The sequence below is a fragment of the Pleomorphomonas sp. T1.2MG-36 genome, assembly GCF_950100655.1.
Lineage (GTDB): Bacteria > Pseudomonadota > Alphaproteobacteria > Rhizobiales > Pleomorphomonadaceae > Pleomorphomonas.
On sequence record NZ_CATNLY010000005.1, the window covers coordinates 22,189 to 38,280 of the forward strand.

Annotated in this window: 9 protein-coding genes and 1 pseudogene; 4 read left to right on the forward strand and 6 right to left on the reverse strand. The window is 63.7% G+C overall.

What is annotated here, in order from left to right:
- Nucleotides 1-100: 100 nt before the first annotated feature.
- On the reverse strand, nucleotides 101-1,366 hold the full coding sequence (gene urtA, locus QQZ18_RS06495) for an urea ABC transporter substrate-binding protein (protein WP_284539324.1): 1,266 nt from the start codon (nucleotides 1,364-1,366) through the stop codon (nucleotides 101-103).
- 298 nt (nucleotides 1,367-1,664) lie between these two features.
- On the opposite strand from urtA, the gene QQZ18_RS06500 reads away from it, so the two are divergent.
- The 3 genes from QQZ18_RS06500 (at nucleotide 1,665) to QQZ18_RS06510 (ending at nucleotide 7,434) form a co-directional block, all read left to right on the forward strand.
- A complete protein-coding gene (locus QQZ18_RS06500) occupies nucleotides 1,665-5,021 on the forward strand; it encodes a hybrid sensor histidine kinase/response regulator (RefSeq protein WP_284539325.1) in 3,357 nt (1,118 codons plus the stop codon).
- Nucleotides 5,018-5,884 carry a response regulator gene (locus QQZ18_RS06505; RefSeq protein WP_284539275.1) on the forward strand — a complete coding sequence of 289 codons (867 nt, stop codon included), beginning with the start codon at nucleotides 5,018-5,020 and terminating at the stop codon, nucleotides 5,882-5,884. Before QQZ18_RS06500 ends, QQZ18_RS06505 begins: the two co-directional genes overlap by 4 nt.
- 206 nt (nucleotides 5,885-6,090) lie before the next feature.
- On the forward strand, nucleotides 6,091-7,434 hold the full coding sequence (locus QQZ18_RS06510) for an O-antigen ligase family protein (protein WP_284539277.1): 1,344 nt from the start codon (nucleotides 6,091-6,093) through the stop codon (nucleotides 7,432-7,434).
- Between the two features lie 46 nt (nucleotides 7,435-7,480).
- On the opposite strand, the gene QQZ18_RS06515 is transcribed toward QQZ18_RS06510, so the two are convergent.
- The 5 genes from QQZ18_RS06515 to QQZ18_RS06535 form a co-directional block, all read right to left on the reverse strand.
- The gene (locus QQZ18_RS06515; protein ID WP_284539284.1) at nucleotides 7,481-8,512 is read right to left on the reverse strand and encodes an aldo/keto reductase; all 1,032 of its coding nucleotides are present in this window, start codon (nucleotides 8,510-8,512) and stop codon (nucleotides 7,481-7,483) included.
- A 236-nt stretch (nucleotides 8,513-8,748) separates the two neighbouring features.
- Nucleotides 8,749-11,883, reverse strand: coding sequence for an efflux RND transporter permease subunit (locus QQZ18_RS06520; RefSeq protein WP_284539300.1), 3,135 nt, complete (start codon nucleotides 11,881-11,883; stop codon nucleotides 8,749-8,751).
- A gap of 128 nt (nucleotides 11,884-12,011) precedes the next feature.
- Complete coding sequence (locus QQZ18_RS06525; RefSeq protein WP_284539308.1) at nucleotides 12,012-13,283, reverse strand: efflux RND transporter periplasmic adaptor subunit; 1,272 nt, start codon at nucleotides 13,281-13,283, stop codon at nucleotides 12,012-12,014.
- On the reverse strand, nucleotides 13,280-14,767 hold the full coding sequence (locus tag QQZ18_RS06530) for an efflux transporter outer membrane subunit (RefSeq protein WP_284539316.1): 1,488 nt from the start codon (nucleotides 14,765-14,767) through the stop codon (nucleotides 13,280-13,282). The genes QQZ18_RS06525 and QQZ18_RS06530 overlap by 4 nt, the downstream gene beginning before the upstream one ends.
- Before the next feature lie 302 nt (nucleotides 14,768-15,069).
- A complete protein-coding gene (locus QQZ18_RS06535) occupies nucleotides 15,070-15,678 on the reverse strand; it encodes a TetR/AcrR family transcriptional regulator (protein ID WP_284539323.1) in 609 nt (202 codons plus the stop codon).
- Between the two features lie 196 nt (nucleotides 15,679-15,874).
- Between QQZ18_RS06535 and QQZ18_RS06540 the strand changes: the two are divergent.
- Nucleotides 15,875-16,092, forward strand: a pseudogene (locus QQZ18_RS06540) (UDP-glucose 6-dehydrogenase); the annotation flags it as partial.

Sequence of the window (16,092 nt, forward strand, 5' to 3'; positions counted from 1 at the left end):
GCAGGTCCGTTTCGATCCGCTCGAGCGACCAACGGGCGCTTGAGGTCGTCGGGTGCCCGTCCGGGGCCAGGGGCAGCCCCGGACGGAGGGTGCGCGGAGGTCAGGAATTCCCGCCGCACTTGCCCGTGGCGACGTTGAAGTTGCCGCAGGACAGCGGCTTGCGCCAATCGGAGATCAGGTCCTTGGAGCCTTCGAGGTAGTCCGACCATTCGTCGCCGACCACCGGCGCCGTCTCCGAGACGATGTCGAACTGGCCATCGTCCTGAATCTCGCCGATCAGCACCGGCTTGGTGATGTGATGGTTCGGCATGATGGTGGCATAGCCGCCCGACAGGTTGGGCACGGTGGTGCCGACCAGCGTGTCGATCACCGGATCGACCTCGGTGGTGCCGGCCGCTTCCACCGCCTTCACCCAGGCGTTGAAGCCGATATAGGTGGCTTCCATGGGATCGTTGGTGGTGCGCTTGTCGTTCTTGATGAACTTGTGCCAGCCGTCGATGAAGGTGGCGTTGGCTTCACTGTCGATCGACTGGAAATAGTTCCACGCCGCGAGGTGACCGACCAGCGGCTTGGTATCGATGCCGGCCAGCTCTTCCTCGCCGACCGAGAAGGCGACCACAGGAATGTCCTCGGCCTTGATGCCTTGGTTGCCGAGCTCCTTGTAGAAGGGCACATTGGCATCGCCGTTGATGGTCGAGACAACGGCTGTCTTCTTGCCGGCCGATCCGAACTTCTTGATGTCGGCGACGATCGACTGCCAGTCGGAGTGACCGAACGGCGTGTAGTTGATCATGATGTCGTCGGCGGCCACGCCCTTGGCCTTGAGATAGGCCTCGAGGATCTTGTTGGTGGTGCGCGGGTAGACGTAGTCGGTGCCGGCCAGCACCCAGCGCTGCACGCCTTCCTCGTTCATCAGGTAGTCGACGGCTGGGATGGCTTGCTGGTTGGGGGCGGCACCGGTGTAGAAGACGTTGCGCTCCGATTCCTCGCCCTCGTACTGGACGGGATAGAACAGGATCGAGTTGAGCTCCTTGAACACCGGCAGCACCGACTTTCGGCTGACCGAGGTCCAGCAGCCGAACACCACCGAGACCTTGTCCTGCGAGATCAGCTCGCGGGCCTTTTCGGCGAACAGCGGCCAGTTGGAGGCCGGATCGACCACCACCGCCTCAAGTTTCTTGCCGAGCACGCCACCCTTCTTGTTCTGCTCGTCGATGAGATAGAGGACCGTGTCCTTCAGGGTCGTCTCGGAAATGGCCATGGTGCCCGACAGCGAGTGCAGCACGCCGACCTTGATGGTGTCTTCGGCGGAATGGCCGGCCACCGTGGAAGCGAGAAGCGCGCCGAGAACGGCAGCAAGCGTCATGCGACGCCGATCGAAGATCTGCGACATCTGTGGTTCCCCGTTTTTTGTCTGGAGGCCGAGGCCCCTTGCCCCGTCTGGTCCTCGCTTCGACTTTCGGCCAAGCCGGCCGGACACCCTATACGTCGATTGACGTAAGCCCGCCGCCGAACCGGCACGAACCCTGCACACTGCGGGCGAGGAAGACCGCCGCCGCCTCAAAGGCCGGCGGACGGTCGACATGATCAAGGCCGCGCCGATCCGTCTGCCGGAAAAGCGGGCAGTCTGCCGTAAATGGGGGCGTGCAAGAGAGGGGCGGGGCATGGCGGCGCGGCAGCGCATCATTCCGATACGGCGCCAGTACAACCGTTGGGTCGCCGACGAGACCCTGGAGGACTACGCGCTTCGCTTTACCGCCAAATCGGCTCGGCGCTGGTCGCAACAACGCGTGGCGCAAACGGCCATCGGCGCCATCTCCTTTCTGGCGCTGGAGGCGATCGGCGGTGCCATCACACTCTCCTACGGCACGGTCAACGCCGTGGCCGCCATCATGGCCGCAAGCCTCGCCATGCTGGCCGTCGGCTGGCCGATCGCCCGCACCGCAGCCCGCCATGGTGTCGACATCGACCTGCTGACCCGTGGCGCCGGTTTCGGCTACATCGGCTCGACGGTCACCTCGCTGATCTACGCGAGCTTCACCTTCATCCTGTTCGCCATCGAGGCCTCGATCATGTCGACGGCGCTGGAGATGGCCCTCGGCCTGCCTCTCTGGGCCGGCTACATCGTCTCGACGCTTCTGGTGATCCCGCTGGTCACCCACGGTATCGCCTGGATCAGCCGCTTCCAGATCCTGACGCAGCCGATCTGGATCGTGCTCAACATTCTGCCCTTCGCTTTCATCGCCGTCTCCGACGGCACCAGCTTTTCCGACTGGACGAGCTTCCCGGGGCGGGACGGCATGGCCGGTGGCGGCTTCCAGCTCGTCGCCTTCGGCGCGGCGAGTGCCGTGATCCTGGCGCTGACCGCCCAGATCGGCGAGCAGGTCGACTTTCTCCGCTTCCTGCCGGCCCGTTTACCGGGGTCCGGCCGACGGCGGCGTCTGGCGGTATTTCTCGCAGGGGCGGGTTGGGTGGTGCTCGGCGTGCCCAAGATGATCGCCGGGTCCTTCCTCGCCGTGCTTGCGCTCTCAAGCGGCGTTTCCATCGAGCATGCCGCCGAGCCGGCGCGCATGTATGCCGTCGCTTTCGGCTACGTGCTGCCGGAAAGCACCTGGCTCTATCTGCTGACCGCCGTCTTCGTGGTGGTGTCGCAACTCAAGATCAACGTGATGAACGCCTATGCGGGATCGCTCGCCTGGTCCAACTTCTTCTCACGCCTCACCCACAGCCATCCCGGCCGCGTCGTCTGGCTGGTGTTCAACGTCTCGATCGCACTGCTGCTGATGGAAATCGGCATCTATCAGGCGCTCGAACGGACCCTGGCCGTGTTCGCCATCGTCGCCGTCGCTTGGCTATCGACCATTTCCGCCGATCTCCTCATCAACAAGCCACTTGGCCTCAGTCCCCCCGGCATCGAGTTCAAACGCGCGCATCTCTGGGACGTCAATCCGGTGGGTGTCGGGGCAATGGCATCGGCCACCTTGCTGGGGCTTGTCGCCCATATCGGGATTGCCGGCCCGGTAGCCGAAGCCTTTGCGCCCTTCGTGGCACTCGTCGCAGCCTTCATCGCGGCTCCGCTGATCGCCTGGCTCACCGAAGGGCGATTCTATCTCGCCCGCAAGCCGCGTCGAACCTACATGCTGGCGACGGGGCTGACCTGCTCGGTCTGCCAGCACGAATTCGAGGCGGAGGACATGTCCTACTGCCCGGCCTATCAGGCACCGATCTGCTCGCTTTGCTGTTCGCTCGACGCTCGCTGCCACGATCGCTGCAAACCCAAGGCGCGGCTCGGTGCCCAGGCCCGCTCGATCTTCGAAAGACTGCTGCCGCCATCCGTCGTCGCCATCGCCAACACGCGCCTTGGCCGCTACCTCATCGAGCTCTCCCTATGGGTCGCCCTGTCCGGCCTCATCATGTGGTTCGTCTATCGTCAGGCCGCCATCGATCATCCCTCCGAGGCAGCCCTCATCGGACGAACGCTCGCTGTGGTGTTCTTCGTCTTCTCGGTGGTGATCGGCATCGTCGTCTGGTTCTTCGTGCTGGCCCGTGATTCGCGCGGCGTGGCGGAGGAGGAGAGCGCCCGTCAGACGCAGGCGCTGTTCCAGGAGATCGCCGCGCATAAACGGACCGACGCCGAACTGCAAAAAGCCAAGGAGAAGGCCGAAGCCGCGAGCGATGCCAAAAGCCGCTACGTCATCGGCCTGAGCCATGAGTTGCGCACTCCGCTCAACGCGGTGCTGGGTTACGCCCAGATTTTGGAGCGCGATCCGGCCATTGCCGCGGGACGGCGCAACGCCGTCGGCGTGATCAGGCGTTCGGCTGAACACCTCTCCGGCCTGATCGACGGTCTTCTCGACATTTCCCGCATTGAGGCGGGCCGCTTTCGCATCCGCCTGACCGACGTTCGAATCCACGATCTTCTCGACCAGGTCGAGGGCATGTTCGGTTTGCAGGCGGAGGCCAAGGGGCTCGCGTTCCACGCCAGCCGGGCCGTCGATCTTCCCGCCGTGGTGCGCACGGACGAAAAACGCCTGCGCCAGGTGCTGGTCAATCTCCTCTCCAACGCCATCAAGTTCACCCCGGGCGGTACCGTGACGCTCACGGTCGACTACCGAAACCAGGTGGCGCGCTTCACCGTCGCGGATACCGGCGTCGGCATTCCCGAAGAGGATCAGGGGCGGATCTTCGAACCCTTCGAACGCGGCCGCCATGCCGCATCCGCCAACGTGCCGGGGCTCGGGCTCGGCCTCACCATAACCCGCCTGCTGGTCGAGACCATGGGCGGCGACATCTCCGTCACCTCGACGCCCGGCGCGGGCACCGTGTTCCGCGTTCGTCTGATGCTGGGCGCCGTGGTCGGCGCGGCTGCCATCGACGGCGACCGGCCGGTGACCGGATATGTCGGCCCGCGTCGCACCATATTGGTCGTCGACGACAATGCCGAGCACCGCGACATGATGGTTGAGATGCTCGCCCCCCTCGGGTTCACGGTGCTGACGGCAGCCGGCGGAGAGGATTGCATCACGCTCATGGAAACGGCCCGCCCGGACATTCTCTTCGTCGACATCCGCATGCCCGGCATGAACGGCTGGGACCTCGTCGGCCGGCTCCGAGCGGATGGCATCCGAACCCCAATCGTCATGCTCTCGGCCAACATTGGCGATGGAGCCATGCCGGCCAGCGATCTCGGTCATGACGACCTGCTCGCAAAGCCCTTCTCACTCGCCGATCTGCTCGATCGGCTCGGCCGCCACCTCGGCACAAGCTTCATCGAAGCGGATGTGGACGAGCCGCCGCCAGCCCCGACGTCCGCCAGATCGACGGCGGTGGTTTCCGCTGCCGATCTTGCCGAACTCAAATCGCTCGCTGCCATCGGTTACGTTCGCGGCCTGGAGGGCAAGCTCGCCTCGCTCGCCGAAACGGACGTCGACCCGGCAGCCATTGCAACGCTCAGCGACCACCTTGCCGCCTTCGATCTCGTCCGTTTCTCCGCCACTCTCGAGACAATGACATCGTCATGACCCAGACCCGCGACACCGTGCTCGTTGTCGACGACAGCCCCGAGACGCTCGGCTTTCTGACGGAGGCCATGGAGGCCGAAGGCGTCATCGTGCTGGTCGCCACGTCCGGCCGCCAGGCGCTGGCCATCGCAGGCCGTATCACGCCGGACGTGGTGCTGATGGACGCGATGATGCCGGAAATGGACGGATTCGAGGCCTGCCGATCCCTGAAGACCATGCCGGCGCTCGCTCATGTGCCGGTGATCTTCATGACCGGTCTGACGGAAACCGAACACATCGTTCGTGGCCTTGCCGCCGGCGGCGTCGATTACCTGACCAAGCCGATCGACCTCGACGAGCTCAGGGCGCGCATCCGCGTTCATCTCGCCAACGCCCGCGCCAGCCTATCGGCGCAGACGGCCCTGGATGCGGCGGGTCGGCACCTCGTGGCTCTGGACACCGATGGCCGCATCGTCTGGGCGACGCCCCAGGCGGGTCGTCTCATCGACGACCTGGGCATTGCCGGTGCCATCGAAGCGGCCGCCGCGAATGAGGGCGGCCAGTTGGAGTTGGTGATACCAGGCGCCCCGCCCATGCTTCTGGCCCCGTTGGGCAGCGCCGGCCCCGGCGAGCGTCTCTATCGGCTCGCCCGCAGCGCGACAGGTGAAGCCGATGTCCTGAAGTCCTGCTTCAGCCTTACGGCAAGGGAGGCGGAAGTGCTGCTCTGGATTGGTCGCGGCAAGACCAACAAGGACATCGGTGAGATTCTCGGTCTGTCCCCCCGCACCGTCAACAAACACCTCGAACAGATCTATGCGAAGCTTGGCGTCGAGAACCGTGCCTCGGCGGCTTTGAAGGCCGCTGGCGCACTCAGGGAGGGGTAACGGCCCCTCACCGCCGGCATGTCCGGCAAAAGGAACTGGCGAACGGCCCAAACCGTTGGGCCGGAACGAGTGCTTGCCGTCGGCAAGGCTGCAACTTTCAGGGTCGATCCTCTAGCTCCCGATTGGCGAAATCGCTAGAGTGCCGCCACCATCAAGGAGGATCGCCGAACGTGGCCAGTCGTCAGCACAGGGTGCACCGGAGCAGTATGTCCCGCAGGTCGAAAGGCCACGACTATCTCGGGTGGGCCTTGGTGGTGACGGCGCTTCTGGCACCTCTGCCCATGGGCGGCACACGGGCCTTCTTTTTCATGCTCTATGCGGCCGTGGTTGCCGTGCTGGGCCTGTTCTACGCCGTCGGCCTCTATCGGGGCCACGTCCGCCCGCGTTTGCCGCTGTCCGTCTTTGCCGTGCCCGTCATCCTGTTCGGCCTCGTGATCTTCTGGATGTTGATAACCCTGCTGCCACTCGGACTTGCCGACGCTCCGGAGTGGGGCGCGCTATCGCCTTTGGCCGACCTCGCCGGACGGATCACCATCGGTCCGGGTGCAACATTCGACATGCTGGTGCGCTATCTGACCTACGGGTTGTTTTTCGTGCTGGCGTTGCAGGTGGCCGTAGAAAAGAAGCGGGCGAAAACGCTGTTTCGCGTGGTCTATCTCGGCATCGCCGTTCATGCCCTCATCGCACTGGCCTCGTTGACCTTCTTTGGCGACGTTCTGCTGTTCTTGCCCAAGGATGCCTATATCGGCGATGCGACGGGGACGTTCATCAATCGCAACAGCTTCGCGACTTTCGCCGCCTTCGGCGCCATCATGGGTGTGGCGCTGATCTTCGGCGTTGACGAGGACGACGTGGCGCGTTCGCGGCTCAGTCGCATTCTGGTGCAGCTCGGCTTCAACGTGGCACCACTTGCCTTGATCTGCCTGGCACTTGCCTTCTCGCACTCGCGCATGGGCATGTTCGTCGCCGCGCTCGGCGCGGGTGTCGTCGCCTTGGTCGCCGTCTTCAGGTCATCCGGCGCGCGTCGTATTCTCGCGGGCCTAATGATCATCGTCGGCCTCATCACCGGTGCCGTGCTTGCCAACACCAGCGGCATCCTGTTCGAACGCATGGCCACGGTTGACCGAGACGCCGACGTCCGCTTGGCCGTCTACGAGCAGACGCTCGACCTGATCGCGGCGCGTCCGATGAGCGGTTACGGCGGCGGCACGTACGAAGATGCGTTCCGGGCGGTCAAATCCGATCCGATCAGCCCGGATGTGACATTCGACGCCGCCCACAATCTCTATCTGGAACTGGCGGCCGAACTCGGCATACCCGCCACGATCGCCGTCGTGTTGTCCGTTCTCCTCCTCGCCGGGACCACCGCCGTCGCCGCGGTCCGTCGCGAAAACTGGACGATTCCGGCCGCGGCGGCAGCCGTCGTGCTCGCCGGTGGCGTCCACTCGCTGGTCGATTTCAGCCTGCAGATTCCGGCCATCGTCCTGATGATGCTGCTGATCCTCGCCCTCGGTTTCGCCCAGAGCCGACCAATCCAACGGGTAGAGTGAAGCCAAAGGGACAGGGCGGGCAACACCCGCCCAATCCCCCAGTCTTTCAGCGGCCGCCGGCAAGCTTGCGATGGCGTTGGGCGACCCCCTGAATGCCGTAAGGATAGTCGGGCGGCATTGGCGCACTGACGGCGGTGAGGCGCTCCATCGCGTCCTCGGCAAGCCGCAGGTCGGCCGCACGAAGATTGTCGGCCAGTTGCACCGGCGTACGAGCTCCGAGAATGACCGACGTGACGGCCGGCCGTGCCGCCAGCCAAGCCAAAGCGACCTGCGCCATGGATACGCCATGGCTCTTGGCAGTTTCCTCGACAGCCCCGATGATGGCCCAGGTGCGGTCTTCGGCGTTGCGCGGGCCGTAGGCCTCCATACCCCGATTGGGATTTTCGCCGAGACGCGTGGCGCCCGACGGCGCTTGGTCGCGCTTGTACTTGCCCGACAGCCAACCACCACCCAGCGGCGACCATGGCAGCAGCCCCATGCCGGCGTCGAGACAGGCATCGACGATTTCCAACTCGATGTCGCGGACTAGCAGGCTGTATTGCGGCTGCAGCGTCACGGGCCGGCTGTAGCCCCTTGCCTTGGCGATCTCGGAGGCTTTGGCAATATGCCAGCCGACATAGTTGGAGAAACCATAGTAGGCGATCTTTCCCGAGCCGACCGCGTCGTCGAGGAAGCGCAGTGTCTCTTCGATCGGGGTCAGAGCGTCCCAAGCATGCATCTGGTAAAGATCGACGCGCTCGACACCGAGTCTCCGAAGCGAAGCGTCGAGGGCGTCGCCCAGATGACGACGCGAGAGACCGACGTCGTTCGGCCCCGCGCCCATCGGAAAGCGCCCCTTGGTGGCGACCACCGCTTGCCGGGCCTCGGTCGGCCGCGCCTTGAGCCAACGGCCGACAATCTCCTCTGAAACACCGGCCGAGTAGACGTCCGCCGTGTCGACGAAATTGCCGCCGGCCGCGAAAAAGTCGTCGAGCAGGCCGAACGAGGTCGCTTCGTCCGCTTCCGCGCCAAACGTCATGGCGCCGAGGCAGTGCACCGACACGATGGTGCCGCTCGGGCCGAGCTTGCGATATTCCATGGAGCTCCTCCAGCTTCATTCATAGAAAGCCAGCCCGGCATGCAAACCGAAGCGATCCGGGCCTTGGTCAATTATCACACAAATATCGTCGTCAGCAGCACGCCCTTTTCCGGCGACGTGCATCGATTTTGTAGCAACCCGGCGCGTTCCGATGCATCGGTCGGTTGCGATCTCCGACATCCCAAAAGAAAACCCCGGACAATGCCGGGGCTTTCAACTCGTCGCTTCAGGCTACCTCAGATCTCGGCCGCAGCCTCATCCTCGGGTGGACGGTTGTTCCAGCCGAGACGCTCGCTCGCCCGCATGACGACGTAGAACAGCAGTGGCACGAAGAACAATCCAACAGTGACGGAGGCAATCATGCCGCCCATCACGCCGATACCGATGGCGTTCTGCGCGGCCGAGCCGGCGCCCGTTGCGATGGCCAGCGGGGTGACGCCGAGAATGAAGGCGAGCGACGTCATGATGATCGGGCGGAGACGAATGCGGGCGGCGTGCAGGGCCGCCTCGACCAGACCCTCGCCCTGCCGCTGCAAGTCACGAGCGAACTCGACGATCAGGATGGAGTTCTTGGCGGCGAGACCAATCGTCGTCAGCAGACCGACCTTGAGATAGACGTCGTTGGACTGCCCGAAGAAATACCCGGCGAGCAGTGTACCGAGAACCGAGATCGGCACCGACAGCATCACCGCGAACGGAATGGTCCAGCTCTCGTAAAGGGCCGCAAGGCACAGGAACACCACCAGGAAGGACACGGCGTAGAGCATGTTGGCCTGGGCGCCGGACAGACGTTCCTGATAGGAAAGGCCAATCCAGCCGGTGGTGTATCCGCCTCCTTGATTGGAAACCAGCGTCTCCATCTGATTCATCGCCTCGCCGGACGACGTGCCAAAGCCGGATGAGCCCTGGATGTTTATCGCCGACACGCCGTTGAAGCGGGACAGCTTGGGCGGCCCATAGGACCAGCTGGTATCAACGAAGGAGGAAAACGGCACCATCTCGCCGGAGCCGTTGCGAGCGTACCAGCGATTGAAGTCGTTGGGCGTCATGCGGAACTGCGCATCGCCCTGGAGATAGACGGGCTTGATCTCGCCACGGTCGATGAAGTCGTTCACGTAGGAACCGGCCCAGGCCGTGGTGATGATCGAATTGATGTCGGCAAGGCTGATGCCGAGCGCCGTCGCCTTCTCCTGGTTAATGTTGACGTGCAGCTGCATCTGGTTGGCTTGCGAGTTTTCGCGCACTGCCATCAGCTTGGGGTTCTGGTTCGCCTGCATCAGGATCTGGTCGCGGACCGCTTCGAGGGCAGCGCGACCGTTGCCGGCGTTATCCTGCAGATACATGTCGAAGCCGCCCGAAATACCGAGACCTGGCATGGCTGGCGGCAGCAACGTGAAGATCATGGCGTCCTTGATTTGCGACAGGGCCCCCATGGCACGACCGACGACGGCCTGCGCCGACAGCCTGGGATCGGTCCGCTGCGCAAAATCCTTGAGGCGAATGAAGGCGAGACCGGCGTTCTGGCCCGAACCGGCGAAGGAAAAGCCGGTGATCCCCATGACGCTTTCAACCGCATCCGGCTCGTTCTTCAGGAAGTAGTCGGTCATCTGGTCAGTCACCTGCTTGGTGCGTTCCATGGTGGCACCGGTGGGCAACTGGATCATGGCGAGAAGGACGCCCTGATCTTCTTGCGGAATGAACGAACTCGGCAGCTTGTCGAACATGAACGCGGCACCGCCGACCAGCGCCAGGAAAACCACGACCATGCGAATGGGGCGGCCAATGATTCCACGAACCGTCCGCTGGAAAAGCGAGGACGAATCGTCGAAACGACGATTGAACCAGCCGAAGAACCCGCGATGGACGCCATGTGTCGGCTTCAGCATCGTGGCGCAAAGTGCCGGCGTCAAAACCAGGGCGACGATGACCGACAGAAGCATGGCCGACACGATGGTGACCGAAAACTGCCGGTAGATGATGCCGGTCGACCCACCCATGAAGGCCATCGGCACGAACACGGCCGACAGTACCAGTGCGATGCCGACCAGCGCGCTGGTGATCTCGCGCATCGACTTCTGCGTCGCGGCCTTCGGATGCAACTTCTCCTCGGTCATGATGCGTTCGACGTTCTCGACCACGACGATGGCGTCGTCGACCAACAGGCCGATGGCCAGGACCATGGCGAACATGGTCAGCGTATTGATGGAATAGCCCATCACCGCCAGAACGCCGAAGGTACCGAGCAGCACCACCGGAACTGCGATGACCGGGATCAAAGTCGCCCTGAGGTTCTGGAGGAACAGGTACATCACCAGGAAGACAAGCACGACCGCCTCGATCAGCGTCTCGACCACCTTGTCGATCGACAGCTGCACGAACGGGGTGGTGTCGTAGGCGTAGACATACTCGACATTCTGCGGCAGCGACGGCTTCAGCCGCTCAAGGGTGGTACGCACATTCTCCGCGGTGCGAAGCGCGTTGGCGCCGCTTTGCAGGTTGACGCCGAAACCGGCCGCCGGCTTGCCATTGTAGAAGGCATCGGCGGCATAGCTCGACGAGCCGATCTCCACGCGGGCCACATCCCCCAGGCGGACGATGGAGCCATCTTTCTGCGTCTTCAGGATGATGTTGCGGAACTGCTCGGGCGTCTGCAGCTGACTCTGCGCGGTAATCGTCGCGCTGAGCTGCACCCCTGACGCGGCAGGCCGGCCACCGAGCTGTCCGGCTGAGACCTGAGTGTTCTGCGCACGAACGGCAGCGCTCACGTCACTCGGCGTCAGCGTGAACTTGTTCAGCTTGTCCGGATCGAGCCAGAGGCGCATGGCGTAGCCACCGCCGAAGGTCATCAGGTCGCCGACACCCTCGACGCGGCGCAACTGGTCCTCGAGGCGCGTGGAAACGACGTCGGATAGATCGGTGCCGGTGAGCTTGCTGTCGGTCGACACCAGACCGACCGCCATCAGGAAGGAACTGGTCGACTTGGTGACCCTGAGACCCTGATCGATCACCGCGTCGGGCAACTGCGATTCAACGAGCTGCAGCTTGTTCTGCACCTGCATCTGCGCAATGTCGCCGTCGGCATTGTTGGAGAACGTCAAGGTGATCGAAGCCGAACCGTCGGATGTCGACGACGATTCCATGTAGGTGAGGTTGTCGAGACCGTTCATGTTCTGCTCGATGACCTTGGTCACCGCATTTTCGACGGTCTCGGCGCTGGCACCGGGATAGGTGGCGGAGATGCGCACCGTTGGTGGGGCGATTTCCGGATATTGCGAGATCGACAGCGTCGATATGGCAAGAAGCCCCGCCAGCATGATGGTGATGGCGATCACCCAGGCGAAGACGGGACGATTGATGAAAAACTGGGCCATGTCTTGCCTCGACGAGGTCGGTCCGCCGGTTCTGGCGAATCCGGAAGCGAAATCGATTGGCGCACCAAGTGTGCTACGGGTCGAGCCGAAGGCGGCCTTGGCCGCCAACCGGCCTCTTTATTGAATAATCAGGGTGCCTTGGCCGGCGCGGCCGCGGGAGCCGCCGGCTTGACGAGACCGTCGGCACCGAGCTGGACCTCGGCGAACTTGACCTCCATGCCGGGACGGATCTTCTGCACGCCCTCGACGATCAGCCGATCACCATCCGATATGCCCGTCTCCACCACCCAGTTGAAGCCATGGGGGCGGTCGGCCGTCAGCATCCGGGCTTCCACCTTGTTGTCGGGAGTCAGGAAATAGGCGGTCGCCTGTCCCGTCACGTTGCGACTCACGGCACGCTGCGGCAGCAGATAGATGTTCTCCTCGGTACCGATCTCGACCGCCGCGCGCACGTACATGCCCGGCAGGAGCTCCAGCTTCGGGTTGGCGAAGCTTGACCGGAGCGTCACGGTGTCGGTGGTCTCGTCGACATTGGCTTCGGTCGAGATGATCCGACCGATTTTTTCGTAGGTCGAATTGTCGTCGAGCTTGATCGTGACCTTGGGGCCTTCCTTGCCCGCCGACACCCCCTCGCGTTCGATCGCCTGCCGCATGTGGCTCATGCTGGTGCTCGAAGCGCTGAGGTCGACGTAAATCGGGTCGATCTGGCGGATGGTGGCAAGCGCGGTGGCCTGCCCCGCCGTGACGAGGGCGCCTTCGGTCACGGATGAGCGACCGATCAGTCCGGAGATCGGCGCCTTCACTTCGGTATAGCCGAGATTGATCTCGGCGGTGCGAACGGCCGAGGCGGCAGCCGCAGTGGCGGCCTTGGCCTGCAAGAGCGCAGAGCGGGCCTCATCTATGTCCTGCTTGGACACACCGTTGACGTTGGCAAGCTCCTGGTAGCGATCGAACTTGGCCTGGGCGCTCGGCACACTCGCCTCAGCGCGTTCGAGGTCTGCCTTGGCGGCATCGAGCGTCGCCTGATACGAACGGGCATCGATCCGATAGAGCACGTCGCCGGCATTCACCCGCGAGCCTTCCTCGAACACGCGCTTTTCGATGATGCCACCGACCTGCGGCCGAATCTCCGCCACCGCCGACGCTGCCGTTCGACCGGCTACTTCCTCGACGATCGGCGCCGAGGCGGGATGGACGACGATGAACCCGACCTCCGGGGTCGGCATCTGCATTCCCGGCGGCATTCCGCCGGGCGCACCGGCCGGCGCGCCGCCACTCTTGGCACCCAGCATGTCGCCGGCCTTATGCAGCACGGCGCCCACCTGCTCGCAGCCGGAGACCAGCGGCAACGCAAGGCCGAGCAGCAACGCGCCCCCGGCCAGCTTCTTGAGGTTCGTCACTTCTTCTCTCCGGATACGGAAGGCATTGTCTTTTGAGGATCGGTATTGGCGAGGGCGACGAAATTGTCCGGCCGGTTCCACCAGCCGCCACCCAGCGCCTCGAACAGCGCCACCGCGTCGAGGTAACGTGAAGCCTCGGCCGAAGCACGGGCAAGCCGCGCCGATTGATAGGTGGACTGCGCCGTCAGCACGTCGGTGTAGGATGCGGTACCGGCCTTGAACAGTGTCTGCGACAGATCGAGGCTTTCCTTAGCCGCCTTCTCGGCGGCGAGATAGCCGGCCAGGGCCTGCCGATCGTGCTGAAGCGCGCGCAACGCGTTGGCCACATCCCGGAACGCGGCGAGCACCGAGGAACGGTAATTGGCAAGGGCCGCTTCATAGCCCGCCTCTGCGGCCCGCTTGTTGTGGATCAGCGTACCGCCTCGGAAAATCGGCTGTGCAACGCCGGCGGCGATGCTCCAGCCGGTCGTCGCGGAGGCAAACAGGTCGCCAAGCTCGGCGGCGGACGTCGGCAGTGAGGCCGAGAGTGTCAGCTGCGGCAGCATGGCGGCGGTCGCAACTCCGATTCCGGCCGAGGCGCGGTGCAACTGCGCTTCCGCCGCCCTTATGTCGGGTCGCTGCTCGACAAGCGCCGACGGCACGCTGAGCGGCAGCGCATGCGGGAGTCCCAGGCCGGCGATGCGGAACTTGCGCGACGCATACTGATTCGGAAAATCGCCGATCAGCGCGGCGATGGTGTTCTGCTGCAGCGCCAAGGCCTTCTGCAGGGCCGGCAGGGACGCCTGGGCTTGGGCCAGTGCCGCCTGCTGCTGCAGGACGTTGGCCCGCGCAGCCGTACCGATGCTGACCTGATTGTTGAGAACGCCGAGCAGTTCCTTGTAAGACGCGATCACTTCCTGCGAAGCCGCGATCTGCTCCCGATAGGACGCCTCCTGAATGACGGCTCTGGCCAGACTGGACGTCACCGTCAGATAGGTCGCCTCGGCAGTGAAGCCTTGCGCCTCGGCCGCCGCCTGCGCCGCTTCCACGGACCGGCGAGTCCCCCCGAAGATATCGAGGGGATAGGACAGGGAGGGCGCGGCGCTGTAGAGCGTGTAGATGCCGACGTTGGTCGAGCCGGTTGAATCGGCGCGCGTTGCATTGCCCGATAGCGACAGGCTGGGGAACAAACTGCCGCCCGCGGCCAGCGCCGTCTCGTTGGCCTGCTTCAGGGTCGCACGGGCCGCGTCGAGATCGGGATTGTTCTCGATCGCCTGCTTCATGAGGGCGTCGAGATCCTTGTTGCGGAAGAGTTCCCACCAACGGGCGGGCACGTCGGCACCATAGGCAAGGCTCGTACCGGTGGTACGGCCAGCAGTGGCATCACCAGATCCCAGATACCCCGCCTCGGGATCTAGCTTGGGCCGCTCGAAATCAGGACCAACCGCGCAGCCGGCGAGCATGGTCACCGACAGAAAAAGAGAGACAAGCCGAGCCGGTGTCATAAACGCCCCCACCCCACAAGACGAAACATCCGACGGGATATGCGCCCCGAACGGTTATACCACAACCAAGAGACGACCAAACGATCATCCGCCCGTCGTACGAAACCGGAGAAATCCGGCCAACCGGCAACGGCGACCAAAAGCCGTGATTGCATGCGGAATCGGAGAAGACGTTCGACAGAACTCAAAGTCAATCCGCGAGCAAAGCCAGAACGACAATGTGAACAAACCAAAGCGCCCGACTTCGCCCGCCGGCTGTAGCGAACCGGCGAAAAGTACCATATTCGGCGGATTGTCACTTTTCAAGCGCGATGGCCGAGCCCTCGGATCACGAAATCGATCAGGTGATCACACTTTCCCGTCATCTCCTCGACCGTGAAAATGCTGCGGCCGCGCAACACGGCGGCAGGGTCGAGAATGGTAATGAGACAATCGCATACGGCGGCGGCGGTGACGGGGCCATCACAGGGCGCGAACTCGCCGGCAGAAATGCCTTCCTCGATCAACCTCTCCAGCCGGTGCAGCAAGCGATGGAAGAAAGCGAGCGCACTCGGCGGCGGAGTGGAACCAAACCCAATCATGATGGCGAGACGTGCCGGGGTCTCACCACGGGCCAAATGCGTCTTGAGGATCAGATGCGCCATCGCCCGGAGTCTGCGCGACGCCGACGGAATGTCGGCGGTGGTGTCGATGGCGGCATCGATTTCCATCACCCAGCGAAGCGCCACTGCGTCGATCAGGCCGGCCTTGTTGCCGAAGTTCTTGAAGACGTTGGCGGGCGACATGCCAAGCGCCTTGGCAATCGAACCGATCGTCATGTCGGCATAGCCAACCGCCTGCAGTTGGCGTTCAGCCTCATCGAGAATTTCCGTGCGCGTATCTGCGCTCTTGTGCCAGGACCGTCTTGCCATGAAGGTTGTCTACAGCTTTCGATCCGTGCCGGCCATCAGCGTTTGGTCAGGTATGCCTTGAGACAACGGCATTATCGCAAAGCCACTCGACAATGACGGTCCGCCATGAAATGACGGCGCCGAAGTCGAGTTGAGACAGAGCCATTTCGGCGCCGGACTGAAGGCCAGACGACGCGCCGTTTCAGGAGAGCTTGCCGTGAAGATCGTGATGATAGGATCTGGCTACGTTGGTCTTGTATCGGGAACGTGCTTTGCCGATTTCGGCCATGACGTCGTCTGCATGGACAAGGCGGTGGAGAAGATCGAGGCGCTGGAGCGCGGCGAGATCCCGATCTACGAGCCCGGTCTCGACGCCCTGGTCGCTGCCAACGTCAAGTCTGGCCGGCTGACCTTCACCACCGATCTCGCCGGCCC